This window comes from Streptomyces sp. NPDC037389 (genome assembly GCF_040636475.1).
Lineage (GTDB): Bacteria > Actinomycetota > Actinomycetes > Streptomycetales > Streptomycetaceae > Streptomyces > Streptomyces hesseae.
The window spans coordinates 126,434-141,231 of sequence record NZ_JBEZUS010000008.1 but is presented as its reverse complement, the minus strand read 5'-3'; the positions used below and the strand labels follow the sequence as shown (position 1 = coordinate 141,231).

General features: G+C 74.1%; 14 protein-coding genes and 1 pseudogene. 8 read left to right on the top strand and 7 right to left on the bottom strand.

Going from position 1 to position 14,798, the window contains the following annotated elements:
• Positions 1-11: 11 nt before the first annotated feature.
• The 4 genes from AB0E98_RS19365 to AB0E98_RS19350 all read left to right on the top strand — a co-directional run bounded on the left by AB0E98_RS19365 (position 12) and on the right by AB0E98_RS19350 (position 4,328).
• On the top strand, positions 12-1,154 hold the full coding sequence (locus AB0E98_RS19365) for an acyl-CoA dehydrogenase family protein (protein WP_361703955.1): 1,143 nt from the start codon (positions 12-14) through the stop codon (positions 1,152-1,154).
• Entirely contained in the window at positions 1,151-2,167 is a 1,017-nt protein-coding gene (locus AB0E98_RS19360; protein ID WP_361703953.1) for an acyl-CoA dehydrogenase, read from the top strand. Before AB0E98_RS19365 ends, AB0E98_RS19360 begins: the two co-directional genes overlap by 4 nt.
• Before the next feature lie 24 nt (positions 2,168-2,191).
• Positions 2,192-3,718 carry an FUSC family protein gene (locus AB0E98_RS19355; RefSeq protein WP_361703951.1) on the top strand — a complete coding sequence of 509 codons (1,527 nt, stop codon included), beginning with the start codon at positions 2,192-2,194 and terminating at the stop codon, positions 3,716-3,718.
• Positions 3,719-3,812: 94 nt separating this feature from the next.
• Positions 3,813-4,328 carry a MarR family transcriptional regulator gene (locus tag AB0E98_RS19350; RefSeq protein ID WP_361703948.1) on the top strand — a complete coding sequence of 172 codons (516 nt, stop codon included), beginning with the start codon at positions 3,813-3,815 and terminating at the stop codon, positions 4,326-4,328.
• 134 nt (positions 4,329-4,462) lie between these two features.
• Here the strand turns inward: AB0E98_RS19350 and AB0E98_RS19345 are convergent, their stop codons facing one another.
• Both AB0E98_RS19345 and AB0E98_RS19340 read right to left on the bottom strand, forming a co-directional pair.
• The gene (locus tag AB0E98_RS19345; protein WP_361703945.1) at positions 4,463-4,879 is read right to left on the bottom strand and encodes a VOC family protein; all 417 of its coding nucleotides are present in this window, start codon (positions 4,877-4,879) and stop codon (positions 4,463-4,465) included.
• Positions 4,880-4,889: 10 nt separating this feature from the next.
• Entirely contained in the window at positions 4,890-5,354 is a 465-nt protein-coding gene (locus AB0E98_RS19340; RefSeq protein ID WP_361703943.1) for a helix-turn-helix transcriptional regulator, read from the bottom strand.
• Positions 5,355-5,444: 90 nt separating this feature from the next.
• Here AB0E98_RS19340 and AB0E98_RS19335 point away from each other — a divergent pair.
• Positions 5,445-5,864, top strand: a pseudogene (locus tag AB0E98_RS19335) (HAD-IC family P-type ATPase); the annotation flags it as partial.
• A 38-nt stretch (positions 5,865-5,902) separates the two neighbouring features.
• Here AB0E98_RS19335 and AB0E98_RS19330 read toward each other — a convergent pair.
• From AB0E98_RS19330 to AB0E98_RS19315, 4 genes are all read right to left on the bottom strand, one after another.
• The gene (locus AB0E98_RS19330; RefSeq protein WP_361703940.1) at positions 5,903-6,487 is read right to left on the bottom strand and encodes a hypothetical protein; all 585 of its coding nucleotides are present in this window, start codon (positions 6,485-6,487) and stop codon (positions 5,903-5,905) included.
• On the bottom strand, positions 6,484-7,998 hold the full coding sequence (locus AB0E98_RS19325; protein ID WP_361703939.1) for an ATP-binding protein: 1,515 nt from the start codon (positions 7,996-7,998) through the stop codon (positions 6,484-6,486). The genes AB0E98_RS19330 and AB0E98_RS19325 overlap by 4 nt, the downstream gene beginning before the upstream one ends.
• A gap of 19 nt (positions 7,999-8,017) precedes the next feature.
• Positions 8,018-8,722: a response regulator transcription factor gene (locus tag AB0E98_RS19320; protein WP_361703936.1), complete on the bottom strand. Its 705-nt coding sequence runs from the start codon at positions 8,720-8,722 to the stop codon at positions 8,018-8,020.
• 95 nt (positions 8,723-8,817) lie between these two features.
• A complete protein-coding gene (locus AB0E98_RS19315) occupies positions 8,818-9,621 on the bottom strand; it encodes a PaaX family transcriptional regulator C-terminal domain-containing protein (protein WP_361703933.1) in 804 nt (267 codons plus the stop codon).
• Positions 9,622-9,707: 86 nt separating this feature from the next.
• Here AB0E98_RS19315 and AB0E98_RS19310 point away from each other — a divergent pair, with 86 nt between their 5' ends.
• The 3 genes from AB0E98_RS19310 (at position 9,708) to AB0E98_RS19300 (ending at position 13,677) form a co-directional block, all read left to right on the top strand.
• The gene (locus tag AB0E98_RS19310; RefSeq protein ID WP_361703930.1) at positions 9,708-11,354 is read left to right on the top strand and encodes an acyl-CoA dehydrogenase family protein; all 1,647 of its coding nucleotides are present in this window, start codon (positions 9,708-9,710) and stop codon (positions 11,352-11,354) included.
• Complete coding sequence (locus AB0E98_RS19305; RefSeq protein WP_361703929.1) at positions 11,351-12,130, top strand: crotonase/enoyl-CoA hydratase family protein; 780 nt, start codon at positions 11,351-11,353, stop codon at positions 12,128-12,130. Before AB0E98_RS19310 ends, AB0E98_RS19305 begins: the two co-directional genes overlap by 4 nt.
• 62 nt (positions 12,131-12,192) lie before the next feature.
• Positions 12,193-13,677, top strand: a complete 1,485-nt coding sequence (locus tag AB0E98_RS19300) for a M20/M25/M40 family metallo-hydrolase (protein WP_361703927.1) — start codon at positions 12,193-12,195, stop codon at positions 13,675-13,677.
• A gap of 20 nt (positions 13,678-13,697) precedes the next feature.
• Here AB0E98_RS19300 and AB0E98_RS19295 read toward each other — a convergent pair whose 3' ends face one another.
• Positions 13,698-14,798 carry a M14 family metallopeptidase gene (locus tag AB0E98_RS19295; RefSeq protein WP_361703924.1) on the bottom strand — a complete coding sequence of 367 codons (1,101 nt, stop codon included), beginning with the start codon at positions 14,796-14,798 and terminating at the stop codon, positions 13,698-13,700.

Genomic DNA, 14,798 nt, shown 5'->3' with positions numbered 1-14,798 from the left:
GGAGTCCTGAAGTGGACCTCGACTTCACCCCCGAGGAGACCGCCTTCCGCGCGGAGGCCCGGGCCTGGCTGACGGAGCACGTGCCCGTCGCCCCGCTCGCCCCGCCGGAGACCGCGCGGGGCTTCGCCGAACACCGGGCGTGGGAGCGGACACTGTACGAGGGCCGCTGGTCGGCGGTCTCCTGGCCGGCCGCCTACGGGGGCCGGAACGGTTCGCCGGTGGAGTCGCTGGTCTTCGAGGAGGAGTACCACGCGGCGGGCGCGCCCGCCCGGATCTCCCAGAACGGCGTGGCCCTGCTCGCCCCCACGCTCCTCGCACACGGCACAGAGGAGCAGCGGGCCCGGATCCTGCCGCCGATGGCGCGCGGCGAGACGGTCTGGGCCCAGGCGTGGTCCGAGCCGGAGGCGGGCTCCGACCTCGCCGCGCTGCACTCCGTCGCGGTCCGTACGGACGGCGGCTGGCTGCTCAGCGGGAACAAGACGTGGTCCTCGCGGGCGGCGTTCGCGGACCGGGCCTTCGGGCTGTTCCGCAGCCACCCCGGCGCGGACCGTCCGCACCGGGGGCTGACGTACGCGCTGTTCCCGCTGGACGCGCCCGGGGTGACCGTACGGCCCGTCGGGCGTCTCGACGGGAAGCCCGTCTTCGCCGAGATCTTCCTGGACGAGGTCTTCGTGCCGGACGAGGACGTCGTCGGGGAGCCGGGGCAGGGCTGGCGCGTCGCGATGAGCACGGCGGGCAGCGAGCGCGGGACGGCGCTGCGCGCCCCGGGCCGGTTCACGGCGACGGCCGAACGCCTGGTGGAGCTGTGGCGTTCGGCCACCGTTCCCGGTGACACGGCGCTGCGGGACCGGGTCGCGGACGCGGTGATCCGGGCGTGGGCGTACCGGCTGTACGCCTACGCGCAGGTGTCGCGGCCGGATCCGCCGTCGGGGGCGGAGGCGAGCCTGACGAAGGTGTTCTGGTCGGAGCTGGATCTCGCGCTGCACGAGACGGCCCTCCACCTGCTGGGCGCGGAGGGCGAACTCGCCGACGGCACCTGGACGCAGGGCTGGCTGTTCGCCCTGGCCGGGCCGGTCTACGCCGGGACGAACGAGATCCAGCGGGACGTGATCGCGGAGCGGCTGCTGGGACTGCCGAAGGGACGCCGGGGATGAGGTTCGCGCTGGACGCCGAGCAGACGGCCTTCGGGCGCTCGCTGGACCGGATGTTCGCGGCGGCGGACACGCCCTCGGCGGTACGGGCGTGGGCACGCGGCGAGCACGGGCCGGGGCGGGCGCTGTGGCGCCGGGCGGCGGACGCGGGCGTGTTCACGCTGGCGGCGCCCGGGGCGTTCGGCGGGGTGGGGCCGCTGCCCGTGGAACTGGGCGTCGCCTTCGTCGAGTTCGGCCGGCACTGCGTGCCCGGACCGCTGGTGGAGACGGTCGCGGTGACGGCCCTGCTGGCGCGGCTGGCGGCGGCCGGGGAGGCGGCGCCCGCGAAGGAGTGGGTGCCGAGGGTGTGCGCGGGCCGGGCGCGGGTGACCCTGACGGCGCCGGCGGCGGGACCGTACGCGCTGGACGCGGACGCTGCGGACGCGGTGTTCGTGGTGACGGATGGCGAGGGGGAGGCGGTTCTGCGGCTGGCGTCCGGCCACGGCCCGGTCCGGCCGTCCGTCGATCCCGCGCGGCGCCTGGCCCTTCCCGCGGTGGGCGGGGAGCCGCTGGCGGCCGGGCCGGCCGTGCGGGAAGCGACCGCGCATGCCGGGCTGTGGGCGGCGTTCGCGACCGCCGCCCAGGCACTCGGGGTGGGGTACGCGCTTCTCGACCGGACGGTGGCGCATGCCGGGCGGCGCGTCCAGTTCGGCGCGGCGATCGGTTCGTTCCAGGCGGTCAAGCACCGGCTGGCGGACGCGGTGATCGGCCTGGAGTTCGCGCGGCCGCTGCTGTACGGCGCGGCCGTGGCCCTGGCGGCGGGCTCGCCGGGCGTCCGGGCGGAGGTGGCGGCGGCCAAGGCGGCCGCCTGCGACGCGGCGTACGCGGCTGCGCGTACGGCGCTGCAGGTGCACGGTGCGATCGGCTACACGTCCGAGTACGACCTGTCGTTGTGGCTGGGCAAGGCGCGGGCGTTGCGGCAGGCGTGGGGGTCGCCGGAGGACTGCCGCCAGGTGATCCTGGAACTCTTTCACTAGTAAAACACCTGCTAATCTCTTTGCATGGCGAAGCTCCCTCCCCTGCCCGTGCGCGGTCTGGTCCGGCTGAGGCCGGCGGCCGACATCTGGACCTGGCCCGCGCTGAGCGCGGCCGCCGCGATGGCCGTCCCCGACGTGACGCTCCTCGCGCTCGGCCGCCTCGACCTCGCCCTCTACACCGCCGCCGGCGCGCTCTGCGCGCTGTACGGGCACGACCGGCCTTACGCCCGGCGCGCCCGGACGCTGGCCTGGCTGGTCCTGGGCGCGGTCGCGGGCATGGGCGTGGCCCTGACCGGCGCCGCTCTCGTCAGTTCGGCCCCGCTGCTGGTCCTCCTCGCGGCGCTCGTCGCGGCGGTCCACAAGGCCGTGTGCGACGCGGCGCGGATCGGGCCGCCGGGGAACGTGGTGCTGACGTTCCTCACGTCGACGGCGTTCTTCGTGCCGCAACGGGTGGCGGAGGTGCCCTGGCATCTGGGGCTGGTCGCGGCGAGCGGTGCGCTGGCCTGGCTGATCTGCATGGCCCCGGGCCTGATCCGGCCGCGCGGGCCGGAGCGGATCGCCGTGGCGCGGGCCCTGGAGGCGGCGGCCCGGGGCGACCGGCACGCGGTGCTGGTGACGGCGGAGGCGGCGCGCCGTGCGTGCGCGGCCCGGCCCGACCTGGAAGCGCTCGTGGCGTGGGCCGAGAGGGCGTCGTCGAAGGCGGAGGCGAAGACGGAGACGGAGACGGAGCGGCTGCGGGAGGTGGCGCGTGCGTTGCGCCGCGGTGGCCGTTCCCCTGTCCCGCCCCTTCCCACAGCCGGGGGCTTCGCCCCCGGACCCCCGCACCGCGCTCAGGACGGGCTGATCTCCCTGGCCGCGACCCGCGTCGCACTCGGCGCCGCCCTCGCCGGGTGGGTCTCCCTCGCGCTGGGCAGCACCCACCCCCACTGGGCCGTCGTCTCGGCCGCGTCCGTCGTCCAGGCCCACGCCACCGCGTCGTGGCAGCGCGGCGCGCAGCGCGTGATCGGCAATGTCGTGGGGCTGGCGCTGTTCGCCGCGCTGTTGCCCCTCGCCCGCACGGGCGAGGCCGTCATGGTGGCGGTCGTGCTCGCGCTCCAGGTGGCGGCGGAGGCGACCATGGCCCGGAACTACTGGCTGGGCAGCGTGTTCGTGACGCCGATGGCCCTGCTTCTGGGCGAGTTCGCCGGGGCGCACCCGGCGGGCGGGACCATGGCGGACCGGGGCGCCGACACGGTGGCGGGCGCCGCGACAGGGGTGCTGGTCTGCCTGCTGGTCGCCGACGGACGGGCCGTGGAGCGGGTCGAGGCCGCCCTCGGCCGGGTCCGCGAGGCCCGGGACGCCGCGCGTGACGGCACGCAGGACACCACCCGCGTCCGGGAGCGGCTCGGGGCGGCGCTGCTGGAGCTGCGCGCGGCGGTGGACGTCGCGGCCGGCGAGCGGCGGCGACCCGCGCCGCCCGGGGCTCGGATCGCCGCGCGGGTCGCCCACGAGGAACGCGAGGGGCACCGGGCCCTGGCCGCTCTCCACACCCCCGCTCCGGCGGGCGGCTGACGGCACACGGCCCTCCGGCGGGCCTCGACGGATCCGCCCGCGCCCGGCGCGGCAGAATCTACCGGGGAACACCGACTGGAGAGGATCGAGAACTGTGGCCGAGGACGCCGAGGACATCGTCGCGCGCGTGCTGCGCCAGTGGCAGCAGGTCCACCCAGGACTCGACACCGCGCCGATGGCCGTGATCGGCAGGCTCAACAGGTGCGCCGCCCTGCTTCAGCAGGCCACGGACGCCCCGCTGGTGCGCGAGGGGCTGACGCGGGCGGAGTTCGACATCCTGGGCACCTTGCGGCGCACGGGCCGGGAGCTGACGCCCGGGCAGATCGCCCGGGAGACGTTCGCCTCGGGCGCGGCCGTCACCAAGCGGCTGCGGGTGCTGGAGGAGCGCGGCCTGGTCGCGCGCCGACCGGACGGCCGCGACCGGCGGGTGGCCCACCTGTCGCTGACCGATTCCGGCCGGGAGCTCATCGACATACTGATCCCGCGCCAGCTGGAGTACGAGCAGGCGCTGCTCGCGGGCCTCGGCAAGGACCGGCAGGACGAGCTCGCCGGCACCCTCGCCGAGCTGCTCGTCCATCTCGAAGGGCGGCTCGGCGGCCTCCAGCCTTGAGCCCCGGCGGGCGGCCGGCACGAAACCGAGCGCTCCGCCGGAGGTGCGGTCGTGCGACTGGGGGCCGTCGGGGGCCGGTCGCGCCCACGTGGCGGTAGCCGCATATCGAGATAGCCTCGCGCCCCTTACGGGGCTCAGCCCGTACGCGGCTGGGTGAAGCGGAGCATGTTGCCGGACGGGTCGCGGAAGGCGCAGTCGCGGACGCCGTAGGGCTGGTCGACGGGCTCCTGGAGGACCTCGCCGCCCGCGGCCCGGATCCGCTCGAAGGTGGCGTCGCAGTCGTCGGTGGAGAAGATCACGCCGCGCAGCAGGCCCTTGGCCAGCAGTTCCGCCATGGCCTGCCGGTCGGCGGGCGAGGCGTTGGGGTCGGCGAGCGGCGGTTCGAGGACGACCTCCACGTCCGGCTGCGCGGGCGATCCGACGGTCACCCAGCGCATCCCCTCGAACCCGACGTCGTTGCGGACCTCCAGGCCGAGGGTGTCGCGGTAGAAGGCGAGGGCCTTGTCATGGTCGTCGACTGCGATGAAGCACTGTGAAAGCTTGATGGTCATGCCCTCGACGCTACGAGGCGACGGCCGGATCCGCTTCTCCGATCCTGACCGGTCTGCCGGCTCCCCCGGATCCGGTGACTCCCCCGGTCCTGAGCGGCCGTGTGTAGACCTTGGCCACGCACGCCGGGATCGCGGCGCCCGCCTCGTGGCGGCGGGCCCGGTACGCGCTCGGGCTCTCGCCGACCAGCTCGGTGAAGCGCGAGCTGAACGAGCCCAGTGAAGTGCACCCGACCTCGAAGCAGACCTCCGTCACGCTCAGGTCGCCCCGCCGCAGCAGCGCCTTGGCCCGCTCGATACGGCGGGTCATCAGGTAGTTGTACGGCGTCTCGCCGTACGCGGCGCGGAAGCTGCGGGAGAAGTGCCCGGACGACATGAGCGCGACGCGGGCCAGCGCCGGGACGTCCAGCGGTTGCGCGTAGTCGCGATCGATCACGTCCCGCGCGCGGCGCAGCCTCACGAGGTCCTCGAGTGTCACGCGTTCCAGCATCGCACGGCGGTCCGACAGAACGGCCTTGCGGCGGATACACCCCGGGGGGGTACAACTGAGGCATTGATACCCCCAAGGGGTATGGATCAGCCCACGTCGCAGGACAAGGTGGACGTGGTCAAGCGGCTCCAGGCCGAGGGCCGTTCGGTGGCGATGGTCGGCGACGGCGTCAACGACGCGGCGGCCCCGGCCCAGGCCGATCTGGGGCCGGCGACGGGCACGGGCACCGACGCGGCGATCGAGGCGGGCGACCTGACGCTCGTCCGGGGCGACCTGCGGGCGGCGGCCGACGCGATCCGGCTCTCCCGGCGCACGCTCGGGACCGTCAAGTCGAACCTCTTCCGGGCCTTCGTCTACAACGTGGCGGCCCTGCCGCCGGCCGCCGCCGGGCTGCTCAACCCGATGATCGCCGGGGCCGCGACGGCGTTCTCCTCGGTCTTCGTCGTCGGTAACAGCCTGCGCCTGCGCCTGCGCCGCTTCCGGGCGACGACGGGCTGACCCCGGCGGTCGTCAGGGCCCGTACGGGCCCTCGTGCGTCAGGGCGCGGGCGAGGCCGAAGGCGCCGGGGCGCCGGTGCCGGTGCCGACCCGGGGGGTGAGGAGGTCGTTGTCGCAGGCCAGGTTCTTCATCGACTTGCCGTTGCCCAGGAGGTCGACCTTGACGTCCTCGGGCCGGCGGTCGTCGGGCACGCCGTTGTGGGAGGCCGTGCAGACGAGCTGGTTGCGGGCGATGGGGCTGAACCGGGTGGGGTCCAGCGGCAGCCGGATGGTCACGGTGCCGGGGAGCGGGATGACGGTGACGGAGCCCTGGGGCAGCTTCGGCAGGTCCGTGAAGAGGCCCTGCATCCGCTCGGCCTCGTTGGGGCCCTGGAGCAGCAGGAGCACCGCCTCCTCCGCGCCGACCTCGCCGGCGGCGGGGCGGGAGCGGGGTTCGAGGCCGCCGGGGAAGCCGAAGTACAGCCGGACCTCCCGCACGGGGGCGCCGGGCCGCTTCGCGCCCTGCGCCGGCTGCCCCACCTCGATGACGTCGGTGGGCTCGACGCCGCACCCGGCCAGGACGCCCGCGAGGGCGCCGCACAGCGCCGCGGCGGCGGCCACGCGCCACTGCTTCACAGGTCTCATGACTCGTCACCTCCGCGCCGCAGCGGGAGGTCGACGGTGAACACCGCGCCTCCCTCGGGCCCGTTGGCGGCCCGTACGGTTCCGTCGTGCAGTCGTACGTTCTCCAGGGTGATGGCGAGTCCGAGGCCGCTGCCCTCGGAGCGGACCCGGGCGGCGTCGGCCTTGAAGAACCGGTCGAAGACGTGCGGCAGGACCTCCGGGTCGATGCCCTCGCCCCGGTCGGCGATCTCGATCAGCAGCCGCTCCCCGCTGTGCTCCCCGGCGTCGTGCCGGACCTCCGTGCGGACGGCGACGACGACCGGCTCCCCGCCGTGCCGCAGCGCGTTGCCGACGAGGTTGGCGACGACGACGTCGACGCGGCGCGGGTCCAGCCGGGCCCGTACGCCCTCGGGGAGGTCGGCGGTGACCTTGTCCTGCCAGCCCCGGGCCTGGAGGGTCTTGCGGACCGTCTCGGCCACGTCGACCTCGTCGAGGTGGAGGGCGGCGGCACCGGCGTCGAAGCGGGAGATCTCCATCAGGTCCTCGACCATGCGGGCGAGCTTGCCGGTCTCGCCGGCGATGAGCCGGACCGCGTAGGCGGTGTCGGCGTCCAGCGTGGCGGCGTCCTCGTCGAGGACGTCGACGACGGCGGTCATCGCGGCCAGCGGGGTGCGCAGCTCGTGGGAGACGTCGGCGGCGAAGCGGCGGGAGTTGGCCTCCATGCGGCGCAGTTCGGCGACGTTCTTCTCCAGGGCGGCGGCCATGTCGTTGAAGGTCCGTGAGAGGTCGGCGAGTTCGTCGCTGCCGGTGACCTTCAGCCGGGTGTCCAGCTCGCCCTCGGTGATCCGCTGGGTGGCGCGGCGCAGTTCGCGCACGGGCCGCAGCACGCCGCGCGCGGCGAGGAGGGCGGGCACGATGGCCAGCGCGGCGGCGGGCAGGGCGCCGCTCTGGGCCGCGTCGACCAGCGCCTGGACGTTCGCCTCGTCCTCGCGGAGCGGCACCTGGGCGTAGACCTCCAGGCCGGACAGCCGACCGTCCTCGCCGCTGAAGGCGACGGGCAGGCCGATGGCGAGCCAGGGCTCGCCGTTTATGTCGACGCGCTGGAAGGCGGCGATGCCGTCCCGGACCTTCTGCTGCACGCCGTCGGGGATGCCCTTGGCTCCGGGGCGGGCCGGGGGGACCATGGCGCCGCCCTGGTAGCGGGCGTAGATGTTCCAGTGCTGGGCCTGGCCGGCCCGGGCGAGGTTGGTGGTGAATCTGACCAGGTCGCCGTGGTTGGGCGGGAAGCGCAGGTCGGGGACCTGGGAGTTGACCTGGGCGCGCAGCGCGGAGACGGATGTGTCCTGGGTCCGCTTGAGGATCGCGGTGCGCGCCTCGCGGAAGGTGAGCGCGGCCGTGGTGAGCGCGCTGAGCGCGGCGACGAGGAGGAACGCCACCACGAGCCGGGCCCGCAGGCCCCGGTAGAAGGTACGCAGGGCCGGCCGCCCCAGGGTGGGGCGGCGCAGATGGACCGGGCGGTTCAGGAGGCTCATGAGAGGGGTCTTCCGCGGCTCACACGGGACCGAAGCGGTAGCCGAAGCCCCGTACGGTCTGAATGTAGCGGGGGGAGCGCGTGGTCTCCTCGATCTTGGTGCGCAGCCGCATGACGCAGGCGTCCACGAGGCGGGCGTCGCCGTGGTAGCTGTGCTCCCAGACGTGCTCCAGGAGCTGCTGGCGGCTGAAGACCCGGCCGGGGGTGGCGGACAGGTAGAGCAGCAGCTTCATCTCGGAGGGGGCGAGCGGCAGGTCCTGGCCGTTCTTGGAGACGAGCAGCCCGGCGCGGTCGATGGTCAGGTCGCCGTGGGTCTCGGCGGTGGCCTGGGGGACTGCCGGGTCGGGGCCGCCGCCGTCGACGGGGGCGGCGCGGCGCAGGACGGCCCGGATGCGGGCCTCCAGGACCTCGCCGCGGGCGGGCTTGACGATGTAGTCGTCGGCCCCGGCCTCCAGGCCGAGCACGACGTCGATGTCGTCGCCGCGGGCGGTGAGCATGATGATGGGGATCTGCTGGATGGCGCGGATGCGCCGGCAGACCTCGAAGCCGCTCATGTCGGGCAGCATCAGGTCCAGCAGCACCAGGTCGGGGCGGAAGCCCTCCAGCGCCGCCAGGCCGGCCCCGCCGGTCGGCGCGGCCTCGACCTCGTGGCCGCGGCGGCGCAGGGTGAGGGTGACCCCTTCCCTGACGGCCCGGTCGTCCTCGATCAGAAGCACGCGTGACATGAGGACCAGTATCGGTCGTTCGTATGCGCGAACGCGCCAGGGGGCTCGCTCTCGCCGGAACTGTCACCGACTCCTCATAAATTAACTCCTGTCCTTTACACCCCGATGTATCGCAGCAACAAGGACCGGAAGTCCCGGTCGAAGGCCTCGTAACGCTGCCGCAGCCGTTCCCCAGGCCAGTCGGCGGGCAGCAGGGGCGCGGGCAGCACCGGGTCGGCCAGCAGGTGGCGCAGTACCGCCGCCGACACGGTGAACCGCTCGGCGAGACGGTCCGGCCCGCCGGGCAGCGCCTCAAGGGCGGCTTCGAGGGCGTGGGCGCGGCGGGCCCAGCCCGTCAGGTCCCACAGGCCGGCGGCGAGGGCGGCCGGGTCCCCTTCGGGCGCCCCGGTGAACAGCGCGCACTGTCCGGCCACGACGGGCGGCCACGCCGGGTCGCGGACGAGGTTCGCGGGCCGCGTCCAGCACCCTTCCCGCAGTTCGGCCAGGCGCAGGGCGGCCATCGCCTGCCGCAGGGCGGCGCGGTCCGGGGCGGGGCGCCGCTCGGCGGTGACGACGGCGATCTCCCAGGCGCCGGACCAGGTGCCGGACCAGGTGCCGGACCAGGCGCGGGTGCGGGGCGCTCGGCTGTCGTCCTGCCGGGCCTGGCGGGCGAGCAGCCGTTCGGTGAGCCGGTACGTGCCGTCGCGCTGCTCCAGGTCCCCGGCGGCGACCATCCGGGTCAGGGCGGTGCGCACGGTGCCCTCGGCGGTGCCGAAGAGCTCGCCGACGCGGACCAGGGCGCGGGCGGGGAGGGCGGGCGGGTGGTGGCCCAGGAGCGTCGAGAGCACGACCGAGCGCGCGGTCAGCGGCCGCAGGGCGAGCGCCGAGCAGGGGTCTTCCAGTGAATCGGTGGCATCCATGACTGACGAAACCCTATCCATTACAGCTTCGCGTCACGCATCATAAAAGTGTAATGCCCGATCCGACCGTACCCCCGGAGGTCGCCGTGAGCGCCACACACGACGTGTTCAACCAGGCCCCGCCCCTGACCGGCTTCTCCACGGCCGACGAGCCCGCGCTGCTGGAGGCGCTGCGCCGGGACGGCGGCGGCCGGGGCGAGGCCGAGGTCCGGGAGCTGGGGGCGCGGGCCGGCTCGGAGGAGGTGCGGGAGTGGGCCCGGATGGCCGAGGCCAGCCCGCCGGTCCTGCGCACCCACGACCGCTACGGCCACCGGATCGACGAGGTCGAGTTCCACCCGGCGTGGCACCATCTGATGGCCGCCGCCGTCGGGAGCGGGCAGCACGCCGCCCCCTGGGCCGAGGCCCGGCCCGGCGCGCATCTGGTGCGGGCGGCGAAGTTCTACGCCTGGGCGCAGGCCGAGGCCGGCCACGGCTGCCCGGTGTCGATGACGTACGCCGCCGTGCCCGCCCTGCGCGCCCAGCCGGAGCTGGCCGCCGTGTACGAGCCGCTGCTGGCGTCCCGGACGTACGACTTCGGGCTGCGCCCGCCGCTCGGCAAGCGGGGCCTGATCGCGGGCATGTCGATGACGGAGAAGCAGGGCGGCTCGGACGTCCGGGCCAATACGACCCGGGCCGTGCCCACGGGCGACGGCTCGTACGCGATCACGGGCCACAAGTGGTTCACGTCGGCGCCGATGAGCGACGTCTTCCTGATGCTGGCGCAGACGGAAGAGGGGCTGACCTGCTTCCTGATGCCACGAGTACTGCCCGACGGCACCCTCAACGCGATGCGGCTCCAGCGGCTGAAGGACAAGCTGGGCAACCGCTCCAACGCCTCGGCGGAGATCGAGTACGAGCAGGCGCTGGCCTGGCCCGTGGGCGAACCCGGGCGCGGGGTGCGCACGATCGTCGAGATGGTCAACATGACCCGCCTCGACTGTGTGATCGGCTCGGCCGCCGGGATGCGCGCCGGGCTGCGGGAGGCGCTCCACCACACCGCGCACCGACGGGCGTTCGGCGCCGAACTGATCGACCAGCCGCTGATGCGCAACGTCCTGGCCGACCTCGCCGTGGAGTCCGAGGCCGCGACGACGCTGGCCCTGCGGCTCGCGGCGGCGCTCGACCGCTCCGAGGCGGGCGACGAGGGCGAGGCGGCCCTGCGCCGGCTCGCGCTGGCCGCCGGCAAGTACTGGGTGTGCAAGCGCGGCAGCGCCCACGCCGCCGAGGCCCTGGAGTGCCTGGGCGGCAACGGCTACGTCGAGGAGTCCGGCATGCCCCGGCTCTACCGGGAGGCGCCGCTGCTGTCCATCTGGGAGGGCTCGGGCAACGTGGCGGCGCTCGACGTGCTGCGGGCGCTGACCCGGGAACCGGCCTCGCTGGACGCCTACTTCACCGAGGTCGGCCTCGCCGCCGGCGCGGACGCCCGGCTGGACGCCGCCACGGCCCGCCTGCGCGCCCTGCTCGGCGAGCTCTCCGACCCGCACCGCGCCCAGCTCCTCGCCCGCCGCGTCGCCGAGCAGCTCACGCTCGTCCTCCAGGGCAGCCTGCTGGTGCGCCACAGCACCCCGGCCGTCGCCGACGCGTTCTGCGCCTCGCGGCTCGGCGGCGAGTGGGGCAACGCCTTCGGCACCCTGCCGACGGGCACCGACCTCGGGCAGATCCTCGACCGGGCCCGGCCGAAAGACACCCCGTGACCCCTACGTCGGCGGCCGTCCGCACCGAGCGCCGGGGCCCGGTGACCACCGTCGTCCTCTCCCGCCCGGACGTGCGCAACGCCGTGGACGGCCCGACGGCCGCCGCCCTGGCGGACGCCTTCCGGGCGTTCGACGCGGACCCGGCGGCGCGTGTCGCGGTGCTGTGGGGCGAGGGCGGCACGTTCTGCGCGGGCGCCGACCTCAAGGCCTTCGGCACCGGCCGTGCCAACCGCGTGGCTCCCGACGGCGACGGGCCGATGGGCCCCACCCGGCTGCGGCTGACCAAACCGGTGATCGCGGCGATCGCCGGGCACGCCGTCGCGGGCGGCCTGGAACTCGCGCTCTGGTGCGATCTGCGGGTGGCGGAGGAGGACGCCGTCCTCGGCGTCCTCTGCCGCCGCTGGGGCGTCCCCCTGATCGACGGCGGCACGGTCCGGCTGCCCCGGCTGATCGGCACCTCCCGGGCCATGGACCTGATCCTCACCGGCCGCCCGGTCCCGGCCGCCGAGGCGTACGCGATGGGGCTCGTCAACCGCCTGGTACCGAAGGGGACTTCGCGCGCGGCAGCGGAGTCGCTCGCGGCGGGGATCGCCCGCTTTCCACAGACGTGCCTGAGGAGCGACCGGGCGTCGGCGCTGGATCAGGAGGGGGTCGAGGAAGGGCGAGCGATGGACGCGGAACTCACCCACGGGCTGGCTTCCCTCGGAGAGGCGGCCCCGGGCATCGCCCGCTTCACCTCGGGGGAAGGACGACACGGCATGCCTCCCGGTGCCTGAGTCCGCCACCGGGCCGAAACCGGACCTTGCGGGGGTGCTGAGGCGGACGTGACGATGGCGGCATGACGCAGCCGGGCGAGGACGCGGGCAGCAGACACAGTGGTCACGACGGGAACAGCGCCGACAGCGGGCACAGCGGACGGGGTGCGGCGCGGCGTACCGTGCTCGGCGCGGCCACGGCCGGTGCGGCGGCCCTCGGGCTGCCGCCGGCGGCGGCGACGTCAGCGGCGGCGGCCGGACCCACACCCTTCCGCCACCGGCCCACCGCACAGCCCCCTTCGCGCGAACTCCGCGCACTGCTGCGGGAGATCGACCCACGCCGTATCGAGGCGACCGTCCGCAAGCTGGCGTCCTTCGGCACCCGGCACACCCTGTCCGCCCAGGACGATCCCGTACGCGGCATCGGCGCGGCGCGCGACTGGCTCCTGGCCGAGCTGCGCCACCGCGCGCGGGCCTCCGGGGGCCGGATGACCGTGGAGCTCCAGTCGTACGTACAGGAGCCCGCTCCCCGTGTCCCGGTGGCGACCCGGATCACCAATGTCGTGGCCACGCTGCGGGGTTCGGTCACGCCCGACCGGATCTATGTGGTCTCGGGGCACTACGACTCGCGGAACAGCGACCCGATGGACGCGACCGGCGACGCGCCCGGCGCCGACGACGACGCCTCCGGGGTGGCCGTCGCCCTGGAGCTGGCCCGGGTCTTCGCGACCCGGCGGCCGGCCGCGACCGTGGTGTTCGCGGCGGTGGCGGGCGAGGAGCAGGGGCTGTACGGGGCCGGGCACATGGCCCGGACCTACCGGGGCCGGCGGGCCGACGTGCAGGGCATGTTCACCAACGACATCGTGGGGAGCCCGACCGCCGAGGACGGTTCGCGCGACCCGTACACGATCCGGTTGTTCGCCGAGGGGGTGCCGACCTCGGAGACGCCGGAGCAGGCCGAGGTGCGGCGCTCGGTGGGCGGCGAGAACGACTCGCCCTCGCGCCAGCTGGCCCGGTTCGTGAGGGACACCGCCGAGAACGACGCGACGGGGATGCGGGTGCGGGTGGTGTACCGCCGCGACCGCTATCTGCGCAGCGGCGACCACATCCCGTTCCTCCAGCAGGCCTATCCGGCGGCGCGGTTCACCGAGCCGGCCGAGAACTACGCGCACCAGCACCAGGACGTGCGGGTGGTGGACGGCAAGCAGTACGGGGACCTGCCCGAATTCTGCGACTTCGGCTTCATCGCCCGGGTGGCCCGGGTGAACGCGGCCGCCCTGTGGTCGCTCGCCCAGGCCCCGGGCACCCCGCGCGGCGCGAGGATCCGCACCGCCGCCCTCGGCAACTCCACCGAGCTGGCGTGGGAACGCGGCCCCGAGCCGGACCTCGCCGGGTACGAGGTGGTGTGGCGGGAGACCACCGAATCGGAGTGGACCCACGTCATCCCGGCCGGGAACGGGACCCGGCACGTCGTCGACCTGTCCAAGGACAACGTGTTCTTCGGTATCCGCGCGCTCAACCGCTCCGGCCTGCGCAGCCCGGTCGCTTTCTGCGCACCCCAGCCGTGAGACCCCACGACTTCACCTGATCAGGAGGCGACCGCCTGCGGCATGGCAGCCGCGCCGAGGCAGAATTGCAGGAGGCCCGCGCTCACATCCTTGATGACGTTCTCCATCTCGGCCCACGGCGGCTGGAATTCCGTACCCCATTCGACCGTGTAGGAGAGGATCTTTCCCTTGTCCTGGTCGGTGATGTGCCGGGAGAAGGCGTAGTCGTCGCTGGTACCGCACGTCGGGTAGAGGTCGAAGCCCGACTTCGCCGTGTACTTCGTGCCCCGTACGCCGTGCAGTGCTTCGCTGAAGCTCCGGGCCAGCGCGGTCGCGCTGTCGAGGTCGCTCTTGGGAATGTACTCGCGGTACTCGGTGTCGTCGGCCATGCCCCGGCGTCCGTCGTAGGCCGGGTTGAGGAAATTCATCGACTTGTCGTCGGACTGGTCCTGGTCGTCGCCCCACACATAGAGCATGTCCTGGGAATAACTGTGCACGTCCACGAACCAGCGCGTGCGCGGGAAGGCGTCGTCCAGGAGCCATCGCACGTTCCGGGTCTCGGGCTCGGAGAACGGATGGGGCCCCTGGTAGAGCTCCGGGTCGCACGGATCGCTCGATACGCGTACGCCCGCCGTGGGTGAGAACGCCGTGGCGACGTCGAACAGAAAGTCGTAATTACGGTTGATGTCGACGCCCACGCACTCGCCGTCACCACCGGCGGGGGCGTGGGCGGAGTTGCGGTTCTTGCGCCACATCGGTTCGACGGTCTGGCTGTAGCGACGCCCGTCCGGATTGACCAGCGGGAAGACGACGATGTCCAGGTCGTTCAGCAGCGTACACACGTCGGCGGCGGTGAATCGCTTGCCGCCGTAGCCGAGACCCGATTTGGACTTGTACGCCTCCAGCAGATCGGCGGCGAAATCGACGAGGATCTCGCAGCTTCCCCACTCACGGGCGTGCACTCCTCCGATGAGTACGACACAGTCATGGGTGCCGGCGTCGTGGTCGCCCAGGCGCAGCGCGTGGCAGGTGACTCCCTCGATCGATTTCTCCGGGAGCTCGACGAGCTCGCAGAGCCCCGGGTAGGCGTGCGCCAGGTTCACCGACGCGGAGTCGACTTCGGCGATGTTGAGGTACGGCAT